Source organism: Streptomyces sp. AC550_RSS872 (assembly GCF_019049285.1).
Lineage (GTDB): Bacteria > Actinomycetota > Actinomycetes > Streptomycetales > Streptomycetaceae > Streptomyces.
In genome coordinates this window covers 108,725-132,167 of sequence record NZ_JAGMUL010000196.1, presented here as the reverse complement: position 1 = coordinate 132,167, position 23,443 = coordinate 108,725, and the positions used below count along the sequence as shown (strand labels likewise).

Annotated in this window: 15 protein-coding genes and 2 pseudogenes; 2 read left to right on the top strand and 15 right to left on the bottom strand. The window is 70.6% G+C overall.

What is annotated here, in order from left to right; all coding sequences use genetic code 11:
* Nucleotides 1–10: 10 nt before the first annotated feature.
* The 4 genes from KUM44_RS46480 to KUM44_RS41540 form a co-directional block, all read right to left on the bottom strand.
* Entirely contained in the window at nt 11–358 is a 348-nt protein-coding gene (locus KUM44_RS46480; RefSeq protein WP_254390885.1) for a transposase, read from the bottom strand.
* Nucleotides 355–1,386, bottom strand: coding sequence for an ISL3 family transposase (locus KUM44_RS46475; RefSeq protein WP_308402845.1), 1,032 nt, complete (start codon nt 1,384–1,386; stop codon nt 355–357). Before KUM44_RS46475 ends, KUM44_RS46480 begins: the two co-directional genes overlap by 4 nt.
* Nucleotides 1,387–1,914: 528 nt before the next feature.
* Nucleotides 1,915–3,741: a HAMP domain-containing sensor histidine kinase gene (locus KUM44_RS41545; protein WP_308402843.1), complete on the bottom strand. Its 1,827-nt coding sequence runs from the start codon at nt 3,739–3,741 to the stop codon at nt 1,915–1,917.
* The gene (locus KUM44_RS41540) at nt 3,738–4,415 is read right to left on the bottom strand and encodes a response regulator transcription factor (RefSeq protein WP_217214977.1); all 678 of its coding nucleotides are present in this window, start codon (nt 4,413–4,415) and stop codon (nt 3,738–3,740) included. Before KUM44_RS41540 ends, KUM44_RS41545 begins: the two co-directional genes overlap by 4 nt.
* Before the next feature lie 169 nt (nt 4,416–4,584).
* Between KUM44_RS41540 and KUM44_RS41535 the strand changes: the two genes are divergently transcribed.
* Complete coding sequence (locus tag KUM44_RS41535) at nt 4,585–5,385, top strand: hypothetical protein (protein WP_217214941.1); 801 nt, start codon at nt 4,585–4,587, stop codon at nt 5,383–5,385.
* 78 nt (nt 5,386–5,463) lie between these two features.
* On the top strand, nt 5,464–8,235 hold the full coding sequence (locus tag KUM44_RS41530; RefSeq protein WP_217214940.1) for a S9 family peptidase: 2,772 nt from the start codon (nt 5,464–5,466) through the stop codon (nt 8,233–8,235).
* A gap of 361 nt (nt 8,236–8,596) precedes the next feature.
* On the opposite strand, the gene KUM44_RS41525 is transcribed toward KUM44_RS41530, so the two are convergent.
* From KUM44_RS41525 to KUM44_RS41470, 11 genes and pseudogenes are all read right to left on the bottom strand, one after another.
* Entirely contained in the window at nt 8,597–9,592 is a 996-nt protein-coding gene (locus KUM44_RS41525) for a hypothetical protein (RefSeq protein WP_217214939.1), read from the bottom strand.
* Nucleotides 9,593–9,812: 220 nt separating this feature from the next.
* Nucleotides 9,813–10,645: pseudogene (locus tag KUM44_RS46470) on the bottom strand (protein-arginine deiminase family protein).
* Nucleotides 10,646–10,944: 299 nt separating this feature from the next.
* The gene (locus tag KUM44_RS41510) at nt 10,945–13,002 is read right to left on the bottom strand and encodes an alpha-L-fucosidase (RefSeq protein WP_217214936.1); all 2,058 of its coding nucleotides are present in this window, start codon (nt 13,000–13,002) and stop codon (nt 10,945–10,947) included.
* Between the two features lie 525 nt (nt 13,003–13,527).
* Nucleotides 13,528–14,754: pseudogene (locus tag KUM44_RS41505) on the bottom strand (family 43 glycosylhydrolase); the annotation flags it as partial.
* 358 nt (nt 14,755–15,112) lie between these two features.
* On the bottom strand, nt 15,113–15,361 hold the full coding sequence (locus KUM44_RS41500; protein ID WP_217214935.1) for an alpha/beta fold hydrolase: 249 nt from the start codon (nt 15,359–15,361) through the stop codon (nt 15,113–15,115).
* A gap of 36 nt (nt 15,362–15,397) precedes the next feature.
* Nucleotides 15,398–16,111 (bottom strand): maleylpyruvate isomerase family mycothiol-dependent enzyme, encoded by a 714-nt coding sequence (locus tag KUM44_RS41495; RefSeq protein WP_217214934.1) that lies wholly within the window; start codon nt 16,109–16,111, stop codon nt 15,398–15,400.
* Entirely contained in the window at nt 16,108–16,941 is an 834-nt protein-coding gene (locus KUM44_RS41490) for a fumarylacetoacetate hydrolase family protein (RefSeq protein WP_217214933.1), read from the bottom strand. The genes KUM44_RS41495 and KUM44_RS41490 overlap by 4 nt, the downstream gene beginning before the upstream one ends.
* A 31-nt stretch (nt 16,942–16,972) precedes the next feature.
* Nucleotides 16,973–18,055 carry a cupin domain-containing protein gene (locus tag KUM44_RS41485; protein ID WP_217214932.1) on the bottom strand — a complete coding sequence of 361 codons (1,083 nt, stop codon included), beginning with the start codon at nt 18,053–18,055 and terminating at the stop codon, nt 16,973–16,975.
* Nucleotides 18,052–19,725 carry a (2,3-dihydroxybenzoyl)adenylate synthase gene (locus tag KUM44_RS41480; protein ID WP_217214931.1) on the bottom strand — a complete coding sequence of 558 codons (1,674 nt, stop codon included), beginning with the start codon at nt 19,723–19,725 and terminating at the stop codon, nt 18,052–18,054. Before KUM44_RS41480 ends, KUM44_RS41485 begins: the two co-directional genes overlap by 4 nt.
* The gene (locus KUM44_RS41475) at nt 19,712–21,775 is read right to left on the bottom strand and encodes an acetate--CoA ligase family protein (protein ID WP_217214930.1); all 2,064 of its coding nucleotides are present in this window, start codon (nt 21,773–21,775) and stop codon (nt 19,712–19,714) included. The genes KUM44_RS41480 and KUM44_RS41475 overlap by 14 nt, the downstream gene beginning before the upstream one ends.
* Complete coding sequence (locus KUM44_RS41470; protein WP_217214929.1) at nt 21,772–23,304, bottom strand: FAD-dependent monooxygenase; 1,533 nt, start codon at nt 23,302–23,304, stop codon at nt 21,772–21,774. Before KUM44_RS41470 ends, KUM44_RS41475 begins: the two co-directional genes overlap by 4 nt.
* Nucleotides 23,305–23,443 lie beyond the last annotated feature (139 nt).

The window sequence follows — 23,443 nt, the reverse complement described above, 5'->3', positions numbered from 1 at the left end:
GACAGCCCCGTCACGGTGCGAGCAGGACTCGCTTTCGCAGGAGGGCGAAGCCTGCGCGACCAAGTATCTGACGCTTGAGCATCTTGATGCGATTGACATGGCCCTCGACGACGCCGGAGTTCCAGGGCGTTGAGAGGCCGGCGATGACGGCGTCGAGGTCGCGTTCGAGGTGCTGGGCGAACCTGCTGAGACTGGGCAGGTCGGTGGCGGCCGTGGCAGATTCGATCCACGCCGGTAGCTGGTCGCCTTGCAGGCGAGTGAGCATGTGGGCAAAGGCCCGCACGAGTCTGGCGAGGGTTTCCAGCTCGGGGCAGTTGGCCAGTGCGGCCTTGAGTTGGAGCTGGTCGCTCTCGGTCAGAGCATCCGGGTGCGTGAGGATCCAGCGGGTGACGTTATGGGCCGATGGCGGCCGGGGCCCGACCCGCTGCGGCTTGAAGGCATCGAGCTTGGTCGCACGGCTCTGCCACTGGCCGGTGAACAACTCCTCCGGAGTGGTGGCGCGGGAGAAGCGCAGGATGGTGTTGAGGCCCATGCCGAGTTGCCGGGCAACGGACCGCTTGCTGTGCCCGGCAGCCAGGAGCGCGTGGATGGTCGCGTGCTTTGCCCGGGTGCGTTCGGCGAACCGGTGACCCGTCGGCCAGGGCGATAACCCAGCCGGCTCCACTTCCTCTTGCGGTTCGTCCGACGGCGCCGGAATGGGACGCAGGCGGCCGCGGTGCCGGTAGCGCACTTCTCGGCGGCTTCGCCCAGGTTGTGCCACAGGTGCCACCGATCGGCGACCTGGAGGGCCTGCGGGGACCCGCGGGTGGCACCTTCGGCGAAGAAGGGAGCGCGGTCGCGGCAGACGACCTCGATGCCGGGCCGCTCGGCGAGCCAGGCCGCCAGCGTGTCCGCCTCCCGGTCAGGCAGAAGGTCCACCGGGCGACGTGTTTCGACGTCGACGAGCACAGTTCCGTAGATCCGACCCTTGCGCTGGGCGTATTCGTCCACGCCGACCACGCGGGGTGTCGCGACCAGAGGATCCGGCAGCGAGGCGATCAGCCTCAGCAGGGTGTTCCGGCTGACCGGTGCCCCGAAGATGTCCGCCATCCGGGCACCGGCGCGGCCCGCGAGCGCGCGACCGACCGCGACCAGAGCCGATCGCAGGCGCTCGGTCCGCCGGCCGAACCGGCGGGTAAGCCCGGACACTTGCTCGGCAAAGGTCTTCCGCAGGCAGGACGTCTCCGCACAGACGAACCGACGCACCCGCAACGACACCACGACGAACTTGCCGACCGCTGGCAGATCACGGGGAAACCGCAGGTAGGAGCCGTGTATTCGGCTCGACCAGCCCCCGCATCCCGGGCACGCTGCCCGGCTGGCGGTGGTCCGGGCCTCGACCCGCACGTGGGTATCGGTCACCTCTACCGATTCCACGGACACGCCCTCACCGAGGAGAACAGCAGTTCACCGAGCTGCGGCCGTACATCGTTCACGGCGCAGCACCGTCGACCGCACCTCGATCCGGGTGAGCGATTTTCGGGCGACCTCCACCTTTATCGCACGAAGATCGGCAGTCACGCTGCGTACGCGACCACAGGAAGTGGACCAGAGCCGAAACTCACCGGCACACCCACCACGTGGCTCGCCGCCGCAGATCGTGAGGGACTGTGAGACGGCGCTCGGCGCACACGCCCGCACGGGGCGTTGACCGGCCTCGGGAAAACTCTCGGAAGCAGTCTCGTGGGCCCGTACCGCCGCTGAACGCGGCGTTTCCGCACGGAAGGGCACGTCGAGGGCACGCGGCCTCGGACCGGCGAGGGCCTCCGGCGAGGGCCTCCGGCGGGGGCCGGTACAGACCGCGTCGGTATCTCCGGCATCTCGGTCGTAGATCCGTTGCGCGCGCACGACGGCCGTGCCTCACACGGCAGCAATTCACGGGATCCGGCGGTTTGTGTGCCGGACCTGCGGGAGCCTGATCGTGAACACGCAGCCCTTGCCGGGCTCGCTGTCGACGGTGACAGTTCCCCCGTGCGCCTCGACGAACTGGCGGACGATGGACAGGCCCAGGCCGCTGCCGCCGGTACGTCTGCTGCGGGACTTCTCGGCCCGCCAGAAGCGCTCGAAGACGTGCGGGAGGTCCTCGGCAGCGATGCCACTGCCCGTGTCCTGGACGGACAGGACCGCCGCGTCTCCGGCTCGACGGGCAGTGAGGGTGACCGTGCCGCCCGCCGGGGTGTGCCGGAGCGCGTTGGACGTCAGGTTGCCCAGGACCTGCCGCATCCTCACCGGGTCCGCGTCCAGGACGATCCCGGGGTCGGTGCGGGCGCACAGCCGGACGCCCGAGGACTCGGCCTGGGTGCCGTGGGCCGACACCGTCCGGTTGACGAGGTCTTCCGCCGGTACGGGTTCGCGGTGCAGTGCCAGGGTGCCCGCGTCGGCGGCGGCGAGGTCCCGCAGATCGTCGACGATGTGCTGGAGGAGCAGCGCCTCGTCGTGCAGAGAGGCGATGAGGTCCGGATCCGGTTCGAGCAGCCCGTCGCGGGTGACCTCCAGCCACCCGCGGATATTGGTCAGCGGGGTCCGCAGCTCGTGGGCGATGTCGCTGACCATGGCCTTGCGCTGGGCCTCCATCTGCTCGCGGCGTGCGGTGAGTTCGTTGAAGGCGGCCGCCAGGTACCCGGTCTCGTCCTTGGTGGTGACCGCGACGCGGGTGTGCCGCTGCGGCGGCTGCCGGGCCGCGGCCGTCAGGGCCTGCAGCGGACGGACGAGGCGGATTGCGACCACCGTGGTCATGGCGACCGTGATCGCGAGAACCAGCCCCGCCACGCCGACGATCTTGGCCTTGTTGGCCGGGGAGAGGTCGAAGCCCACCGGATGTTGGCCGAGGGCGCCCAGATAGAGGCTCGCTCTGGGGGCGACGTACGGGTCGAGTTGGGTACGGCGCGCGTCGTCGACACAACTCCGCGCCTGCCGACTGCCACCGAGCCGGCGTCCGGGGTCCTGAGCCGCGGCGGTGAAGCCGGGTGTGACATCGACTCCCACCCCGGCCAGTGGGCTGGCTGCCTGTCTCTCCTCGTCATCGAGGGCCAGACAGGGAGCGATCAGAGCGGTGAGCTCGTCCAGTGCTGCTTGCTCGGTGCGGGTGGGGGTGTTGAGCGCTCCGTCCGCGCATTGCAGGGGCACGGATGCCTCTCCGTCCTCGGCGATGACCATGGTGCGTCCGCTGGGAAGCTGCCGGATGCTGCCGCCGCCCAGGTGGGTGCGCACGCACGCCAGACGCTTCTCGGCGAGCATTTTCACCTGTGCCCGTTCTGCCGCTGGAAGCCGATACGGTCCCGCCGCCCGGGGGTCGATTCCGGCGAGCTGGGCCCCCGGTTCGGAGTAGGTGTCGGTGTTCAGCGGGTCGATGGTGGCCGAGGCGCGGGCGGGCAAGGCGGTGCCGGGGGCGGCGGAGTCGGCGATGACGCGTCCGGCCTCCGTCGTCAGGGCGATGCGCCGTCCCATGGTGCGGGAGAGGTCGCGCACCATGGGCCGTACGCCGTCCCACTCGGCATGGGTCGCGGCGAAGCCACTGAGCTGCCGCAGGATGTCGGTGTCGTCGGAGAGCACCTGACCGCGCTCTTCCTGGATGGCCCGCTTGGTGGTCTGCACGGCCAGCCACGCGGTGGCGCCCACGGAAACCACGGCGATGGCGATGGAAGTGAGCAGCAGCCGCACCAGCAGGCTCTTCCGCCAGGGTATGCGGGGACCAGGCGTCACGGCTGCTGCCCGCTGAGCTTGTAGCCGACGCCGAAGACGGTCAGCAGCCGGGCCGGTCTGCGTGGGTCGGCCTCGATCTTCTTGCGCAGGTTCATGATGTGTACGTCGATGGCGCGCTCGGTGGAGGCACGGTCGTGGCCCCGGGTGTGTTGCAGCAACTGGCGGCGTGAAAAGACCCGGTCAGGTGCTTCGGTCATGGCGTGGAGGATGGCGAATTCGCCGGGAGTGCAGGGCACGGGGACGCCGTCGCAGGTGACCTCGTGCCGTTCGGGATCGACGGTGATGCCGCCGGCGTTCAACACGGGTGACTCGTCCGCAGGTCGCTGGGTGCGGCGCAGCACCGTGCGGATGCGGGCCAGCAACTCCCGTGGGCTGTACGGCTTGGTCATGTAGTCGTCAGCGCCGATCTCCAGGCCCAGCAGTACGTCGTCCTCGGTGGAGCGGGCGGTGAGCATCAGAACGGGTATGTCCCCGTTCTGTCGCAGCACACGGCACACGCCGAGACCGTCGATCCTGGGCAGCATCAGGTCCAGGACGACCAGGTCGGGCCGACGGCTGGCGGCCTCGTCGATCGCGGCTCGCCCGTCGGAGACCACAACGGGGGTGTGGCCCTCCCGAAGCAGTAGCCGCCGTAGGAGCTCGGCCTGCATGGGGTCGTCTTCAGCGACCAGAATATGTGCGCCCACGCGCCCGACTCTATGCGCGTGTGATCGGTGTCCAGGACCCGATGAGGGGCTTCCCACAACCTCACGACTTCCTGACAACCGTGCCGTCCGGCCGACGCTCCCAATACCAGGTCCGAAGCTGACGAGTTCCTCACATGTCTCCTCCAGCCTGACGATCATGGCTTCATCAACGCGTCGTCTCGGAATACCGGCCGCCGGTCTGGCCCTGCTCCTCATGCTCGTCGGATGTGGCGGAGCGAAGACGGGTGGCGGGACAGCCGACGACGAGCGGTCGGAGGCCGTCAGTGCGCGGGACGGATCGGTCAACGAGTCCGCCGCCTCCGGCACGACCCGGGCCAGGCCCGGGCAGGCGCCCTCGAACAGCGCCGGCCCCGCACGGCTGCCGGGCCTCGGGCCCCGGACGCTGGCCGAGATCCCCGACAATGCACGCCAGGTCGTCCTGGTCACCGGACGGGACAAGAACTCCTCGGCCTCGCAGGTGGTGCTGTACCGGCACACCGAGGCGGGCTGGGAGCCGGGAGCCACCTGGCCCGCCCACAACGCCCTCAAAGGCTGGACCGACGACCACCGTGTCGGTGATCTCCGCTCGCCCATCGGCGTGTTCGCCCTCACCGACGCCGGCGGGCTGCTCGCCGACCCCGGCACCAGGCTGCCGTACGACCAAGGGCGCGGATTCACCATCAACGGCACGGGGTTCGAAGGCGAGCCGCTCGCGGGCTCCTTCGACTACGTCGTCGCGATCAACTACAACCGCAGGCCCGGCACCTCACCCCTCGACTGGACCCGCCCGCTCGGCGCGGGCAAGGGCGGCGGCATCTGGCTGCACGTCGACCACGGCGGGCCCACGCAAGCCTGCGTGAGCGTGGCGAAGCAGCACATGAAGGAGCTGCTTCGCACCCTCGATCCCGCCCGGCACCCGGTGGTCGTCATGGGGGATGCCGCGTCTCTCGCCCGCTGAATGCGGACACCGAGGGACGACGAGAAGGGCGCCCGGAGACCCGAGGCGCTCGCCAAGTACCAAGTAGGAGCGGAAACATTGAGACGTACCCGGCGAATAACGGCTGCCGCCGTGACGGTCCTCGCCGCAGCGGTGGCACTGCCTTGGCCGACCGCCGCTCAGCAGGCCGCCGGCCCCCGACTGCCCGCCTCGCAGGCCGGCCGCGACGGACAGCTCCCGTCCGGCTGGCGTATCACCAGTGACGACGCCGGGAAACGGCAGCTGGTCTGGCGCTCGGCGAAACCGGTGCCCCTGACCGACGCCGGCGTCGAGTTCTACGCCAGGGATGCCTTCCTCGGCCGGCCGGTGCCAGCGAAGGACCGGCGCACGTTCCGGCTCGACCTCCACCTCGTGCGGCTGGGGCAGGCCACGGACCTCCAGGCACGGGCGGGGGGACGCCGCCTGGACGCGGCCGGAGTCGCCGTCGGCGAGCAGAGCCGGCGCACCGCACCGGCGGCGAAGCAACTTCCCGCGCTGCGGGCGGGCTCCGTCGACCCCGGCAAGGCGGGCCGGTACGGGACGGTCACCGGCGAATACGACTTGCCGTCCGTCCGGTTGCCGGGCCTGTCCGCCCCCGTGGAGATGAGCGCGATCGTGGTGGCACCGACCGGGGCCACGGGCCGCCGGCCGCTGGCGCTGTTCCTGCACGGCCGTCACGACACCTGCTACACGGCCGACGGCGAACGCTCGGGCGTATGGCCCTGCCCGGCCGGTTCGAAGCCGGTGCCGAGCTACCGGGGTTATCTGCGCGACCAGAAACTCCTGGCGTCCCAGGGGTATGTGACCGTGTCCGTCTCCGCCAACGGCATCAACGCGCAGGACGCCCTGGAGGACGGCGGAGCTCAGGCCCGCTCCTCCCTGGTGCGACGGCACCTCGCCCACTGGGCGGACTGGGCCGCCGACCGGACAGCGGCACCGGCGATCGTGCGCACCGCACCGACGGCCGACCTGTCCCGGGTCCTGCTGGTCGGCCACTCGCGCGGCGGGGAGGGCGTCAACCAGGCCGCCACGGACAGCATCACACCGCCGCCCGCCGATCAGGACGGCTACCGGGGCGCGGTGCGCTGGCGGATCCGCGGGACCGCGCTCATCGGCCCCACCGCCTTCGGACAGAACCCGGCCCCCGACGTGCCGTCGATGACCATCCTGCCTGGCTGCGACGGCGACGTCGCCGACCTGCAGGGTGAGACGTACGTGGACGGCACGCGCGGGGTCGGCCGGGGCGATGCCCTGCACAGTGCGGTCTACATGGTCGGCGCCAACCACAACTTCTTCAACAGCGAGTGGACGCCGGGTCAGGCGAAGGCTCCGGCCGAGGACGACTTCGCGGACGACGGCCGATCGGACCCGGTCTGTTCGCCGGGCAGGGTGACCCGGCTGACGGCGGTTCAGCAACAAACCGCGGGCGCCACGTACATCGCCGCGGCGGCCCGGCTGTTCGTCGCGGGCGACGACCGCGTACGACCGCTGCTGGACGGCTCCAACCTGCGAGCGCCCTCCGCGGATCCCGCGCGCGTGCTCACCCACGCCGTCGGCGCGCACCGCACCGCCGCCTTCGTACCGGACGGTGCGGTCACCGTGAGCGGGGGACGGCTGTGTTCGGCGGTGGACGCCGACCCGGCGGTCGCCTGCCTGGCCCCTGATGAGGGTGGGATCTCGCCGCACTTCGCGGAATGGGAGCCGGGGCCCGAACCGGGCCGCCACGCGGTGGCCCTGAGCTGGTCGGCGCCGGGCTCCGCGGCGCGGGTGCGCGCCGCGAAGCCGGTCTCCCTCTCCGGCGCGAAGGCGCTGGCCCTGCGGGTGATCGTGCCGCCGGGCAGCACCGGAACCCGGCTGGACGTGTCGCTCGCCGACGCTTCCGGCCGCCGGGCGACACTCGGCGGGATCCGTGTCGACGGATTGCCGGGCAGCGACCGGACCGCCTCCCACTGGGGACAGGAGGTCCGCGTTCCGCTGACCGCCGCGGCCCGGGCGGGGCTGGACCTGAAGAGCGTGGAAAGCCTGCAACTGACCCCGCGCAGCGGCTCCGGACGGGCCTGGCTGATGGACGCCTGGGGCTGGCGGCCCGGTACACCGCCCGTCCTGCCCGCCGTACTGCCCCGCGTCGACATCGGGCGGCTGAAGGTCGAGGAAGGGGACTCAGGTACGCGGACCTACCAGGTCCCGGTGCGGGTCTCAGGCCAGGGCAGCGGTCAGGTCCGGCTGTTCGTCATGGACAACGCCACCGGACGCGCCACAACCCGTCTGGTCACCGTGCGACCCGGACGCCATGTCGTCGACCTGCCGGTGGAAGTGGAGGGCAACACGCGCTATTCCTACGACGTTTCGCACGACGTCCTCGTGAAGGCGGTACGGAGCGCGGTGGTCGGCTCCTATCACGGCGGCGTGACCGTCCGGAACGATGACCCGATGCCCGAGGTGACCGTGACTCCGGTCGCGGACCGGGTCACCGAGGGGCGGAGCCTGACCTGGCGGGTGTCCCTGTCCGAGGCGGCCGACACCGAGATGTTCGCCCCCTTCAGAGTCCTGCCGACGAACGACGGCACCGAGCTGTCCAGCACGGACGTGGACCCGCAGTGGCTCATGGAGAACTACGGCGAATCGCCGCTTCCGGAGCGTCCGCTGTCCACGGTGGCGGGGATGTCCCTGCTGCCCGCCGTCCCCGCTGGTCGGCTCAGTACCGAAGTAGCCATACCCACGGTCGCCGACGGGACGTCCGAACCGGAGGAAGCGGTGCGGATCCAGCTCTTCGGCTTTGAAGATCCGCCGGTCGGACCGATCTTCACCGGCAGGGTCGAGGACGGCTCCTGAGGCGCAACGGCCTCCGCGCAGTCGGGAGGGACGGGTCAGGCCGTCCCTCCCGGTCGACGACACGCGATGCGACGAGAGGGACACCAGCGTGGGCTGCGGCCGGGCCATCGGTGATCGCGTCGGTGTCGGCAGGCCGTCGTCGCGGCGGCGATCGACGTAGCCGCCGACGCTCGCCTCGCACGTTGTCGGCACCACGTCGCGACTACGCCCGCCCGGTCACACCGAAGTCAGCGTGACCGCGGTCGCCGTGCCCTGCGAGCCGTCCGTGGGGATGGTCCGCACGGTGGTGTCGCGATCACCGATGAGGCGGCCAGGGCGGTGTCGTCCGGTTGCAGGCGGCCGTGTTCGAAGAGGACCAGCGTCACCTGGGTGCCCGGAGGCGGGGGATGCGGCGGTACTGGGCGTAGGTGACCGCGTCGCAGCCCGAATACCAGCCCATCTCCGGTTCGTAACCCGTGACCAGGAGGCACGGGCCGTCCGCCGCGAGCCGCTCGGCGACCGGGACGGTGGAGCGGCCCGAGGCCGTCGGGGCCTGGCATCGCTTGGTGGCCACCACCTGGGCTGTGCCGACGGTGGTCAGACCGGCCAGTCCGGCGACGGTGGTGAGCAGGCCCCTGTTCCGGCGGCCGGTCAGTTCCGCCAGGGCTTCGACTCCCAGGACGGTGAGCGGGATGACCGCGAGGTAGACGAAACGCGGTTCCCCGTCTGTCACCAGGCCGAGGACCACGAACACGAGGACGGACGTCGAGCCCAGGAACATACGGCGGGCGGCATGCGCCCCGCGGTCCTGGCCGCGCAGGGCCCGTACCGCCAGCAGCAGCCCGCCGGTCATCACCACCGCTCCGAGGTCTCCGGCCAGGCGGTAGGGGAAGATCGCGAGGTAGTAGACGAGTCCGTCGCCCACGTATGCGCGGTTGGCCTGGGAACCGGCCGAGAGACTCAGGCCCAGCGGTGATCCGGTGACCAGCGTGGCGTGCACGAAGTGCGGCAGCAGGCCGAGGGCGAGGACGGCCAGCGCGGTGGCGAGGCGGCGGCCCTGGGCGAGCCAGGCGCGCGGGCCGTAGGCGAACAGGGCGGCGAGGGCTATCGCCAGAAGGGTGCCCGCGCTGCCGTAGCGGAGGTAGAAGGCGCGCACTGCCATGGCAGCGGCGACGGGCAGGGCGTACGAGCGCCGTACCTCATGGGCGCGTGTGACGAGGAGGACGACGATCAGCAACAGGCCGGTGGCGCCGATGTCGTTGAGGAACTCCGGGACGCGGCGCAGGAATCCGAGGCCGGAGAGCAGCAGAAGGACGACGACCGCGCGGCGGGGCGTGGTCCAGCGGCGGAGCTGCACGTCTATCCCGGCGCCTATCACGCCGCGGAGCATTACGCGCCCGACGCGCAAGCGGCACGCCACATGTGGACGGTCAGGTTCCGGGCGCTGCGCAGGGCTCTCGGCCTCCAGCCCGTTCCCGCTGACGCCGACAGCAACGGGCGGCATGACGCGTGACCCCGCTGTCGGTCCGACCTGGAGGCCGTGTCGTGGCACGGAGCTGAGGCGCGCAAGGCGACCTGCGCAACCTCAGAGTCCGTTCCTACTGAGGAGAACTCCACCACGCCGTGTCCGCCGCGCGGATTGTGTTGGTGCCGCAGTGCACCTCGCCGGCGGAGACGTGGTGGATGCGCCAGTCGTCCAGGTAACGCACTCGCATGCCGGTCTTGGCGTACGCCTTCGTCACCGCCTCCGCGAGGAGGCCCTTGCCGCCGACCACCGGGCCCCACTGCTCGGGGGCCAGGTACGTCTTCGGGCTCAGTGCGACGCCATTGACAGCATCGGGGTAGTAGGCGATGACCGGCCGGTTCCGCGCCTGCCCGGACGGCGCGGAACCCGCCCATGGGAAGCCGCCGTCGAACATTGCCGGGATGCTCACGATCTCTGCGTCAGTGACGCCGGTCTCCCGCTTCAGCAGCGCCACATTCTTCCTAGCATCCGGGCCGCATACGCGTTGTCTTTCAGCAACCGCCGGTCAGACAGCGCCTGGTCGATGGTCGGAATGCGGCCGTCGTCGTAGGAACGGGGAATGGAGAACACCTTCTTGCTGCCGTGTCCGTCGCGCTGTGCCTTGCGCAGCACCGCGAGCGCGCCCTCCGGGTCGGCGATGCCGATCTTCCACCCACGCGGGGTATCGGCGGGCAGGAACTGCACGAACTCGTCCACATGAGCGACGCCGAGCCAGCTGGCGTCCGGTACCAGCGGGTCCTGGGCCTGCTGCGCCCTGAGGAAACCAGTGTGCGAGGGCAGCCGGGAGCCGTGCCGGCCGGTGATGATCCGGCTCGCCGGGTAGGACGTGCCGTTGCGGGTGTACGCCGGTGCGATCGCGCACCGCGCGGCGAGCAACTCCTGGACCGCGAGAGCGGTTTCATTCATCGGCTGCCGCGACTTCCACCACAGCCTGGCCCGGCTCTGGCACGTGCGCGCGGCACCCACCGCCTGTCCCAGGTGTTCGCCCTGGGCGCGTCCGACTCCGGGGCGCAAAGGCTTCGAGGTGGTTTACGCCGCCTACCCGGGCGAGAAGCCCGTCGTGAGTGGGGCGCCCAAGGACAGCGGGTTCACCGTTTTCCACAGTCGCAAGACGGACACCGGCTTGCCGTCCTGCAACGCTTCCCACTCGGTCGTGTGCCGCAGCCCCGACCGGGTGGGAAGGTGGGTCACCGGGATGGCGCCGGTCAGGCGACGGGGCTGAACGTCCACAGCAGGTTGGCGCTCTGCTGCCATGTCCACTGCTTGGTCACAGCCCCTGAGGCGACTCTTCCACCGCTGTCGAGGACCAGTCCCGTGCTGCGGTTGGCGATCGAGTACTGGCCCTGGCCGCGGTGGGTGATCTGCCACTGCTGCGTTTCGCTGCCGTCCCAGGCCTTCTGCCGGGCCGGGTCACCGTTGGAGGTGGAGCCCCAGCCGTCGGCGACCATGCCGTTGGTGCGGTTGACGAGCCTGTAGTAGCCGTTCCCGAGTTCGATCGCCTGCCACTGGAGATTGGTGTGGTCTATCGGCTGCCACTGCTTCAGGTTCGAGCCGCTGGCGACATTGCCGCCACTGTCCAGCGCCAAGCGGCTCGTGACATTGGTCAGGCGGTAGTACTTGTCGGGCCTGAACGTCACCTTGAGTGATCTGATCGCGTCATTGTTGCCGGTCGCCACGAGGTCGGGGGTGTTGGAGGTGAACGCCCAGGCGGTGCCGGTGAAGTTGTCGCCGGAGTAGCCCGTCACCTGGTAGCCGTCGGGTACCAGGAGGGAGGAGGCCATGGCGGGCCCCAGGCCGGCGGCGGACAGCTGGGAGGAGGTGTAGTTGCCCAGCGGCAGAGCGGCGCCGCTGCCTTGGTAGTTGACGTTCGGGAACACCGCTGCGGAAACCCTGATGGGCATGCCCTGGACCTCGACGCACACCACGGAGACGTTGGCGTCCGGCGCGGTGGCCGGCACGGTGACGTTGATGGTGCCGCCGCTGACGGTGTACGGGAGCGCGACCGAGGGGTTGTTCAGCAGATAGACGCGGCGGATCGTGTTGTCGAGCGCCGGGATCCTGAGCTGGCCGTTCGTGGGCCAGGTGAAGACATGGGCGAAGAGCTTGCCGTTCTTCTTGGTGACCTTCCCCCACGTCGGTTCGGTGGCGAACGGGCTGCCGCTGGTGCCGTGAATGCTGTCGCTGTACGTCGACATCCATGAGGCCAGGCCGTTCAGGACGGTCTCCGTTCCGGCGGTGACCAAGCCCTCACCCGTGGGGCCGATGTTCAGGAGATAGTTGCCGTCCCGGGAGACCACCGTGACCAGTTCTCGGACGATGTCCTTCAAGGATCTGTAGCGGGTCTCGAACCCCGCGTTGTAACCCCAGGAGCCGTTCATGGTGGCGCACTTCTCCCACTGCCGGTCCATCGGCTTGGCGGGTATCTCGAACTCCGCGACCGCGTAGTCGCCGAGACCGAGGTCCCGCTTGACCCGTTCGTTGACGATGAGGCCGGGCTTGCGGGCGATCAGCCAGTTGTAAAGGCCGACGCCGTCCGATTCCAGCCACCAGTCCTGAAGGGTGGGGCTGGAAGGCTCGCCGGACCAGTCGCCGTCGAACCACAGCAGCGCCGGGTCGTAGCGGTCCAGCAGTTCCTGAAGCTGCGCCTTCATGTCAGCGATGTAGGCGGTGCGCGCGGCCTGCGAGGACATCGTGGTGAAGCCGCCCTGGTAGCGGTCGACCTGTGAAGGATGGTTCCAGTCGAGGATCGAGTAGTACAGGCAGAACTTGATCCCGCGGCTCTCGCACTCCCTCTTGAGGTCCCCGAGCAGGTCGGTCTGGAAGCCGCTGTAGTCGCGCAGGTTGTACAGCTTGCTGCCGGTGGTGTCGGTGAAGCTCGCCACGTCGGAGTCCCACATCGCGTAACCCTCGTGGTGCTTGGCGGTGATCACGAGGTACTTCATGCCGGCGTTCTTGGCCAGTTCGGCGACGGCGGCGGCGTTGAACTGGCTCGGGTTGAACTTCTGGCTGACCTGGGTCTGGTAGCTCGCCTTGCTCCACCGCTGCTGGTTCATTGCCCACTCGCCCCTGGCGAGATACGAGTAGGACCCGAAGTGGATGAACATCCCGAACCTGGCCTGGTACCACCAGTCCATCTTCGAGGGGACGGTGTATGCCTCGGCGGTGGCAGGCCAAACGGCCTGCGGCAGCCCGAAGGCCGCCACTCCTCCGGCAAGGGCGGCGGCCTTCATCAAGGAACGTCTGCTGAGGGAGGCAGAGGACATGGTGCGGCTCCATGTGTCGGGGGAGGGAGAGCAGGGTGTGAGGAGCGGAACACCGGCGCGGCGGCCGGGTTCCGCTTCACTTCCAGTAGACGTCCGATGGATTTATAGATGAACCACGATGGCCACGTCTACAGCTGAGGGGATACCAATCCAAAGATCGGTGTTGATAGGGGCTTTTCCGGCGATACGCCAGCCCCTGAAAGTTCACCCACTCGAGGAGTGGGGCCGCTATACATCGGATCTATTGCGGGGGGAGTTGTCCAGCCTGGTGGGGCCTAGGGGCGGCGGTTCCGTGGGGAGTGATGGCGTGCTGTGGCCCGCAGGACGGGGTCCAGGCAGACGTCCACCAGTCCTTGGTCAAGATGGTCAGGTCCCTGCTGGTGCGGTCTGCGCTCATCGGGGCCGACGCGGACGCTGGGAGTCAGACCGAGCGGGTACGGGGCCCGAGCCCGCGATCACTCGCAGGAGCAAGCAGAGCCTGCCTCACGGCCTTAAGCGACGCGGGAATGGCCCCGTACTTGTGGCTCACTGGGTGTAGAAGGTGGCGTCCGCCCGGGCGGTCGTCGTGCTCGCAGCCTGGATGTACAGCAGGTAGTTGTAGTGGCGGATGTAGCGGCCCGGGTGGTTGTGCGATTCGTACGAGACTCCGGCGGAGTCCGCGAGGCCGGCCCGGGCGGTGAAGGAGGCGTCACCGGCGAACAGCGACGTCCCGTCGTTCTTCTGCACCCACACCTCGTTGTTCTTGTGGCGCAGGAAGTAGCCGGGGAAGTTCGCCGACTCCAGGGAGACGGTGCCGCTGCCGGCGAGACCGGTGACGACACGGAACTGCGAGTCGGCCAGTGGCGAGACGTTCGCCTCGATCCTGGCGCGGTACTCCCAGTGCCGGACGAACCGGTCGGGGAAGTTGTACGAGGAGAGCCGGATCGGAGTGAGACCGTCGGCGACCGGGATGCCGAAGTCGGGCGTGCCGTCGGCCTTCCAGTAGATCTTCTGGACGCGGGTGCGGCGGTTGGGGTCGTTGAGCGGGGCACCGCTGATGTCCCTGTAGCTGCGGTCGTGGTAGACGAGGATGTCCCACTTGCCGTCCTCGGAGACCGTGAACTGGTTGTGCCCGGGGCCGTACTGGCTGGTGGCGGCGAAGCTGGCGAAGACCGGGTTCGCGGGTTTGGCCCAGGAGGAGGCGTTCAGCAGGTCGGCGGAGGCGGAGGCGGTCAGCAGGCCCATGCAGTAGTTGGCGTCGGTGGCGGCGGCCGAGAAGGTCATGAAGACCTTGCCGCCCCGCTGGATCACGGCCGGGCCCTCGTTGACCGTCGCACCTCCGGCGAGTTCCCATGCGGCGGTCGGCCGGCTGATCATGACCGGAGTGCCGGTGATCGTCCATGGGCTGGACATCTGCGCTATGTAGATGTTGGTGCCGCGGCCGACGGCCGGGTCGTTCTGCGCCCAGGAGAGATAGCGGGTGCCGTTCACGGCGAAGGTCGTCGCGTCGAGCGAGAAGGTGTCCAGCGGCAGTACGATGCGCCCCTTCTCCGTCCAGGTCCCCGTGATCGAGTTCGCGGCCGTGCACTCCAGCACGTAGGGCCGGATCCTCCAGACGTCCCACGAGGCGCCGGCGGCGAAGTAGATGTACCACTTGCCGTCGATGAAGTGGATCTCTGGGGCCCAGATGTAGCCGCCCATCTCGCCGCTGGCGTGCTTCGTCCAGATGGTCGTCTCGGCGGCAGCCGTGAGCCCTTGGATCGCGGTTGCCCGGTCCCCATCCGCTGATACGACTTCAGCGCCAACAGCAGGGCGAGCTGATGGCCATCGGCGTCCATCCGCTCAGCGGCCCATGCTGCCTCCTCCCGCGTCGGCGAGAAGAACAGATGCAGCTCATGTGCCGAGGACTAGCTAGCGCCGGGCCGGGCAGTAGAAGTCCCGGCCTCCTACCTCGCCTCTGCCCGGGGCGTGAAAATCCACTACCTGGGGACCGTACTTACCGCGGCGAACAGCGGCTTACGGCTGGCCCGCGCCATCCGCATGCCCTGGTCGGCCTTCTCGCGGGCGCAGCGCCCCGCTTGCGACCTGGACGCGGAGGGCGGGGGGGAGCGCCCGTCAGCACCTAGCCGCCTCAGCTGTGGCCGACCAGCGTCACGTCGCTGAGGTCGGCGCGCTCGACGTAGTCCATGAGGCTGTGCACACAGTCGGTGAGGGTCACGTCGCGCGGCTGGTCGTCCTCGCCCAGTCCGGCCAGGGTCGGGCTGTACACCTGGTGTCCAGCGGCTCGCAGTTCGTTGGCGACGGGGCGCCACGCCCAACCGCCGTGGCAGGCTCCGGTGACGAGCACGAAGGTCTCGCCGGTCTCTCTGGTCTCGCTCATGTCGATCTCCTTTGATCGGGTCACAGCTGATCGGGATCAGAGCCAGCACGGGATCTTCGGGAACTCGCCCGTGCAGCGCAGGTCGTCGGTGCCGCTTCGGCCGGTGAGCCAGGCGGCGAGGGCGTACGGCGGTCCGGAGACCGTCGTACGGGGTGCGGCGGAGCCGAGTACGACGGTGCCGTGGCCCCGGTCCGCCGACAGTTCGGCGCCGGTGTCGGGGCCCACCCTGGACGACATCCAGCCGGCGACGTCCTCGACCAGGGCCCAGGCCAGTTCGGGAGGCAGCGCCTCCATGCCGACGCCCACGTCGAGGTCGACCAGGTGGAGCCAGACCTCGCGGACCCTCAGCCAGGGCACCTCGGAGGCCGGGATCTCGCGGCCCTGGCCGCTGGTGACCGTGGTCCGCCAGGCGTCGTCGGACAGCATCCGGGCGGCCTTGGCGAAGCGTTCGCCGGACGCCCGCAGATCGGCCCGCTGCTCGGCGAGCGCACGGCCGGCGCCCGCCTCGATGTCTGCTCCCCGCTGGTCCGGCGAGTCGTACATGGGCGTACGGACGCCGGTCGCGGCCCAGGTCAGCAGGTTGACCAGGGCGTCGGCGTTGCGGGCCAGGTGGGTGAGGAGGTGGCCCCGGGTCCAGCCGGGCAGGGCGGAGGGCTCGGCGACGGCGTGGGCGGGCAGCACATCGACCGCTTCCTCCAGGCGCCGTTGGCCCTCCTCGGCCCAGCCGAGAAGGGTCCCCACAAGGATCACGGCTTCTCCTCGACGATCGTGTTCACGCACTCGCCGACGCCCTCGACCACGGTCCGTACGACCTGCCCCGGCTTCAGGAAGACCTTCGGGTCACGGGCCGCACCGACCCCGCCAGGGGTGCCGGTGAGGACGAGGTCGCCCGGCTCCAGCGTCGTGAACGTGCTGAGGTAGGCGGCGATGTCGGCCGGCGTGAAGAGCAGGTCGGAGGTGCGCGAGCGCTGCATGACCTCACCGTCCACCTCCAGGCGGATCTCCACGTCGGCAGCGTCGTCGATCTCGTCGCCGGTGACCAGCCAGGGGCCCGCCGGGGTGCTGGCCTCCCAGGCCTTGCCCTGGAGCCACTGAGGGGTGCGCCACTGCCAGTCCCGCATGGAGATGTCGTTGACGACCGTGTAGCCGGCGATCGCGGCCGCCGCCTCCTCCTGGGTGGCCCGGCGGCGCAGCCGGGAGCCGATGACGAAGCCGAGTTCGGCCTCCCAGTCCAGCTGCTGCGTCTCGCCGGGGTGGGCGATGTCGTCGCGGGCGCCCAGCAGGACGTTGGCGAACTTGCCGAAGAGGGCGGGGTAGGACGGCATTTCGCGGCCCATCTCCGCTATGTGGGTGCGGTAGTTGTGGCCCACACAGAAGATCTTGGCCGGGGTGGTGACGACCGGGGCGAGGTCGAGGGCCGCGGTGTCGTGGGCCGGGCCGTCGGCGCCGGCCGCGTGCGTGCGCCAGTCGGGGCGGCGCAGCAGGGCGGCGACATCGGAGGCGCCGGTCTCGACGGCCTGGTCGCCGTCGATACGGACGGCCGCGGTGCCGTCGGCGGTACGGATGGTGGCGAGCTTCATGAGACGGAACTCCGGGTGATCTGGGTACGGGCTACGGGGTACGGGTCTGCGTACGGGCCAGGTTGAGCGCCTCGTAGAGCGGCGCGTCGTTGAAGGTGAAGAGGTCGAGGCCGCTGCCGGCCGCCGCGATGGTCAGCTCGCACCAGGACGGTACGGCGACCAGGTCACCCTGGGTGACCTCGGTGACCCGGTCGTCGAGCGTGACGGTGCCGCTGCCGCGGAACACCTGCCAGACCGACGAACCCACCGTGCGGCGGGCGGCGGTCGCGGCGCCCGGGCGCAGCCGGTGCATCTCCGTGCGCAGGCTGGCGAGGGCGTCGCGGCCGGTGGCGGGGTTGGTGAAGCGGATGCCGGCGTGGCCGGGTTCGATGACGCCGGGGTGTCCCGCCTCCTCCAGGTCCAGCTGGGCGGTGAGGGCGTCGTCGGTATCGGCCCAGCGGTAGGCCATGAGCGGGGAGTCGGGGGTCTCCTCGGCGGCGATCGGGCGCAGCCCGGGGTGGCCCCACAACCGCTCGTTGCGCGACCGGGTCGGCGTCGACCGGTCGGACACCCCGTCCTCGCCGAACTCGAAGAAACCGGCGTCGAGTCGGTGCACGAGCGGGATGTCGAGGCCATCCAGCCAGACCATCGGCGCGTCGCCGACGTGGTGGTGGCCGTGCCAGTGCATGGACGGGGTGAGCAGCAGGTCACCGGGGCGCATCTCGACCGCGTCGCCGTTGACGACCGTCCACACGCCCTCGCCCTCCAGGATGAACCGGAACGCGCCCTGCGAGTGGCGGTGCGCGGGGGCGACCTCGCGCGGGCCGAGGTACTGAACGGCCGCCCAGAGATTGGGAGTTGCGTACGGCCGTCCCGGCAGACCCGGGTTGGCGAGCGCGATCGCCCTGCGCTCACCGCCCCGCCCGACCGGCACCAAGTCACCGGAGCGGCGGGCGAGCGGGAGGAGGGTGTCCCACTGCCAGATGTGCGGGACCGCTTCCGGCTGCGGGGTGAGCGGCATCAGATTGCCGATCTCGGTCCACAGCGGGATGAGCCCGGCCGCCGCGAATCCGTCATACAGCTTGCGGAGTTCGGGGTCGGTCTCCTCCGGAGCTATGACTGAGTCGATGGTCATCGGGCGTCTCCTTCGGCTTCGGCGTCGAGCCGACGTGCGATGTCGGCGCGCAGTGCCTTCTTGTCGATCTTTCCGACCTTGGTTGCGGTGAGTTCGGGGACCATGACCACACGGTCCGGGAGCTTGAAGTGCGCGGTGCCGGCCCGCTCCATGACCTGGTGGACATCGGCGAGGGTCACCGTGCGGCCAGGCTCGGGGACGACGTACAGACAGACGCGCTCGCCGAGCTCGGCGTCGGGCATCGCCACCGCGGCGGCGCGGGCCACGCCGGGGGTCTGGTAGGCGAAGTTCTCGATCTCCTCGGCGGAGATGTTCTCCCCACCCCGGATGATCATGTCCTTGTCGCGGCCCTCGACAACGAGGTTGCCCTCGGGCAGCAGCCGCACGATGTCGCCGGTGCGATACCAGCCGTCCTCGGTGAAGGCGCGGGCGTTCTGTTCCTCGGCGCGGTAGTAGCCGCGCGGGGTGTACGGGCCGCGGGTGAGCAGCACGCCGGGCGTCCCGTCGGGCACCGGCTCGCCCAGTTCGTCGACGACGATGAGTTCGTCGTCCTCGCACATGGGGCGTCCCTGGGTTGTACAGATGACGTCCTCGGAGTCGTCGAGGCGGGTGTAGTTGAGCAGGCCCTCGGCCATCCCGAACACCTGCTGGAGGGTGCAGCCGAGCTCCGGGCGGACGCGGCGGGCGACGTGGTCGGCCAGGCGGGAGCCGCCGACCTGGAGCACCCGCAGCGAACCCAAGTCCGCTTCCGGGTGGTCCTTTCGGTACTCCAGCCAGCGCTGGGCGATGGCCGGGACCACGGCGGTCGCGGTGACACCCTCGCGCTCGATCAGCGTGAACGCCTTCTCGGGACTGGGCGAGCCCAGGACCACGCATCCGCCGACCAGCAGCGTGCCGAGCAGGCCCGGGCAGGCGAGCGGGAAGTTGTGCGCGAGGGGCAGGGCCGCGAAGTAGACCGTGTCGGGGCCGAATGCGCAGACCTCGGCGCTGCGGCGGGCGTTGTAGAGGTAGTCGTCGTGGGTGCGGGCGATGAGCTTGGGCAGTCCGGTGGTGCCGCCGGAGAGCAGGAAGACGGCGATGGAGCGGCTGTCGGGCCGGTACGCGTCCACGGCGGCCCGGTCCTGCGGTGTGCCGGGCGCGGCGCACAGCTCCCGCAGGTCGACGGCCCCGTCGCCGATCTTGTCGCCGAGGACGAGGAGGTGCCGCAGGGTCTCGGAACGCTCCGCGATCTCGGCCGCCATGGCCTGGTGGTCGTGCTCCTTCAGGACGTCCGGGACCGCGATGGCCACCGCCTCGCTGTGCTCGACGAGATAGCCGATCTCGTGCGAGCGGTGGCCGGGCAGGGCCATCACCGGGATGGCACCGAGCCGCAGACAGGCGTACGTCAGGATGACGAACTCGACGGAGTTGGGCAGCTGCACCACGAGCCGGTCGTCCGGGCCGAGGCCCAGCGCGGCCAGCCGCAGCGCGGCGGCGTCCGCCCGCTCGGCGAGCTGCCGATGTGTCAGCCGCTGGATGCCGTCGACGACCGCGACCGCCTCGGGGTTCGCGTCGGCGACGGCCAGGAGCCGGTCGCCGATGGCGTAGCCCTCCCAGTAGCCCTTCGCCGTGTAGCGCTCGGCGTACTCCGCGGGCCAGGGCACAGCGCCGTTGCTGCTAGACCTGGGCATGGTCGTCCTCCCTACCGGTGGTGCTGTCGACGATGACGGCGTCGAGCGCGATCAGCCCGTCGGCGGTGAGCCGCAGCGGGTTGATCTCGATCTCGGCGGTGTCCGGGCTTGCGGCCAGGGCAGCGGCGAGCGTGGCGGCGACCCGGCCGAACTCGGCGCGGTCGAGCACCGGCCCGCCGCGCCAGCCGTCGAGCAGCGCACGGGCGGTCAGCTCGTCCGGCATGGCCGCGGCCTCGGCCTCGGACAGCGGGGCGAGCCGGATCGCCACGTCGGCGAGCGCCTCGGCGGCCGTGCCGCCCAGCCCGACCAGCACGACCGGCCCGAAGACCGGGTCCCGCCGCGCCCCGAGGACGAGGTCGACGCCGGACGGGGCCATCGACTCGACGAGGTAGCGGCGGTCGGAGCCGATGGCGTCCAGTGCCACGTCGAGCTCCGCGGGGGTGCGGACGCCAAGGTGCACCCCGCCGATCTCCGTCTTGTGCAGAATCTCGGCGTCGAGGACCTTCACCGCCACCGGCCCGCCCAGCATGCGCAGCGCGTAGTGCGCCTCGGCGCGGTCACGGCAGGCGACCCGGTCGGGGGTGCGGATCCCGAGGTCGGCCAGGAAGGTCTTGGCGGCATCCTCGTCGAGGGGGCCTTCGGGCACACGATGGCCCGCGCGGAGCTCCTCCTCGGGGGCCGACAGGGCTCCCTGCCGCGCATGCGTCACCAGCGCCCGTACGGCGTTGGCGGCGGAGGAAGGCCCCGTGAGCGCCGGGATGCCCGCCTTGTGCAGCCGCGCCCGCTGCTCGGCGACGTCCTCGTGGAGGCCGCCGACGACCACCACGGCCGGGAAGCCCGCGCCGAGGCCGGCGTCCTGCGCGGCCGAGGCGAGGTCGACGCTGTCGGGCTCGGTCAGGGCGTAGACGGCCAGCAGGTCCACGGCCGGATCGTCGGCGGTGGTACCGAGCACGCGGGCGAAGGTCTCGCCGGGCCGGCCGGTGTCGACCGGGTTGCGCTGGTAGGTCAGTGGGGGCAGAAGCCCGCCCAGGGTCTCCTGCGTGGACTCGGCGAGTGTCGGGGTGCGTACGCCGTCGGCGCCCGCCCGGTCCGCCAGCAGGAGACCCGGACCCGCCTGGGCGGTCACGATGCCGAGCCCCGGGTCCTGGTTCGGGCGGAGCTGCACCCGGGAGAGCGCGGTGAGCGCGTCCACCAGTTCCCGTTCGTCGTCCACGATCACCGCCCCGGCCTGCCGCAGCGCGGCCCGCGTCGTACGCCAGCTGGTGGCCAGGGCGCCAGTGTGCGACCGGGCGAAGTCGCCGATGTCGCTGCGGCCGACGACCAGCGCCACGACCGGCTTGACGGCGGCGACCCGGCGTACGGCGGCCACCAGACGCGGCCCGTCGGGCACCGTCTCCACATGCAGGGCCACAGCCGTCGTACGGCCGTCCTCGGCGAGGTGCTCCAGCACGTCCGCGGCACTCACGTCGAGGCCCGCTCCGATGCCCACGCCGAGGCTGATCCCGTTGCCCGCGTCGGCCAGGTCGAAGGCGAGCGCGTGGTTGACGCCGCCGCTGGCCGCGACCACCGCGATCTCCCCGGCCGGGAGCTGCCCCGCCGCGGGGACGAAGCTGGCCGTCAGCCCCAGGTGGGGCGCGAAGAAGCCGGAGGTGTTGGGGCCGAGCAGCCGGATCCCGGTCTCCGCGGCGGCCCGGCGCAGCGCGTCGGCGTACTGTTCGCCCTCCGGGCCCGCCTCGCCGAAACCGCCGGCGCAGACCAGCGCCGTACGGCAGCCCGCGGCGGCCGCCTCGGCCAGCGCGTCCGCGCAGCCGGAGGCCGGCACGCACAGAACGGCCAGGTCGAGCCGTGCATCGGTGTGCGCGGCGGCTTCGGTGACCGAGGCGTACACGCCCTCGCCGGGTTCCGGGCGGCGCGCGTTGACGAGCGCGAGAGCGCCGGGGAAGGCGGCCAGCGAACGGGCCATGGAGGCGCCCAGCTTGCCGCTCTGCCGCGAGGCGCCGATCACGACGACGCCCTCGGGAGCGAAGAGTGGGGTCAGGTCAGTGGTCATGCGCCGGCCTCCAGGTCCGTAGAGCCCACCAGGTCGGCCCGCCCCGACAGCAGCAGCGTCTCGGCGCGGTCGTCGTCCATGCCGTCCTCCACGATCAGCGCGGGCACTCCGTGCACCAGCCGGGCCTGCTCCGCGACCAGCGACCGGGTGAGCGGGCTTCCGCCGTGGACGGCGACCAGCTCCACGGGCGCCTCGTCGGCCAGGCGGCCGTACACCTCGGGCAGTCCCGCCTCCGTGTCCGGCGCGGTAAGCCACAGGCAGCCCTCGTCTTTCCGCAGGCCCTCGATCTCCTGCGCACTCACGCGGCGTCCGGCGAAACTCCGCCCACCGACCGTCAGCGGCGTGTCCAGGGGCGCCCGCCCCTCATGCCCCGCACGCCAGTCGTCTTGCACCCGCGCGACGAACTCCGGATCACGCCGTGCGATCCGCTCCTTGCCGATACTGCGCGACATGAAGTGGAAGGCGAACGGCGTCGGCTCGAACGCGTCGTGATAGCGCCCGAACTGCTCCCACCAGGACAGGCTCGGCCGCGCGGAGTCCTGGATCTTCGCCACCGAAGGCTGCCGCGCCGCCTCGTACGCCTCCAGTGCGGCCGGCAGGTCGTCCCGGTGCGCGATCAGGCTATCGGCGAGCGCGATGGCGTCCTCCAGGGCCATCTTGGTGCCGGAGCCCACGGAGAAGTGCGCGGTGTGCGCGGCGTCGCCGAGCAGGACCACGTTGCCGCTGTGCCAGCGCCGGGTGCGCCGGGTACGGAAGTTGCCCCAGCGGGAGTTGTTGACGAGGAGTTCGTGTCCGTCGATCTGCTCGGCGAAGAGCTTCTCCAGGTACTGCTTGCTCTTCTCGTCGCTCGGGCCGGGCGGCTGCGCGGTGTCGAACTCGTCTAGGCCCGCCCGCCGCCAGGACTCCTCGTCCGTCTCCACGATGAAGGTGCTGACCTCGTCGCTGATCGGGTAGCCGTGCACGGCGAAGGTGCCGTGCGGGCCGTGCTCATGCACGAAGGTGAGCCCGTCGAAGAGGTAACTGGTCCCGAACCAGATGAACTTGGCGGTCGCGACCTCCGCCTCCGGCGCGAGTACGTCCGCGAACCGGTCGCGGAAGCGGGAATTCGCTCCGTCGGCGGCGACGATCAGGTCGTAGTCGGCGAGCTGTGCGGGGTCGGCCGGGATCTCGGTGCTGAACCGCAGCTCGACGCCGACCTCCATGGCCCGCTGGTGCAGCAGCTGGAGCAGGGTCTTGCGGGTGATCGCGGCCATGCCGTTGCCGCCGCAGTGGACGCGCTGCCCCTTCAGCCGTACCTCGATGTCGTCCCAGTGCCGGCCGTGCTCGGCGAGACCGGTACGCAGGACCGGGTCGGCCGCGTGGATGGCGGCCAGCGTCGCGTCCGAAAACACCACCCCGAAACCGAAGGTGTCCTCCGGGCGATTCCGCTCGAAGACCGTCACCTCGACCGACGGATCGGCCTGCTTGATCAGCGCCGCGAAGAACAGCCCACCGGGGCCGCCTCCCACGCAAGCGATCCGAGAAACCATGGCTCCTGCCTCCACATCGAGAACGGGCACGGGCTCACGCCCGCCAACAGTATGTGTCACTAAGCATACGGACGTCAACGATTTGAAACACAAAGGCATGCGCCCTAACCGCTCTCCCACCTGCAAAGAAGCGGGGAGG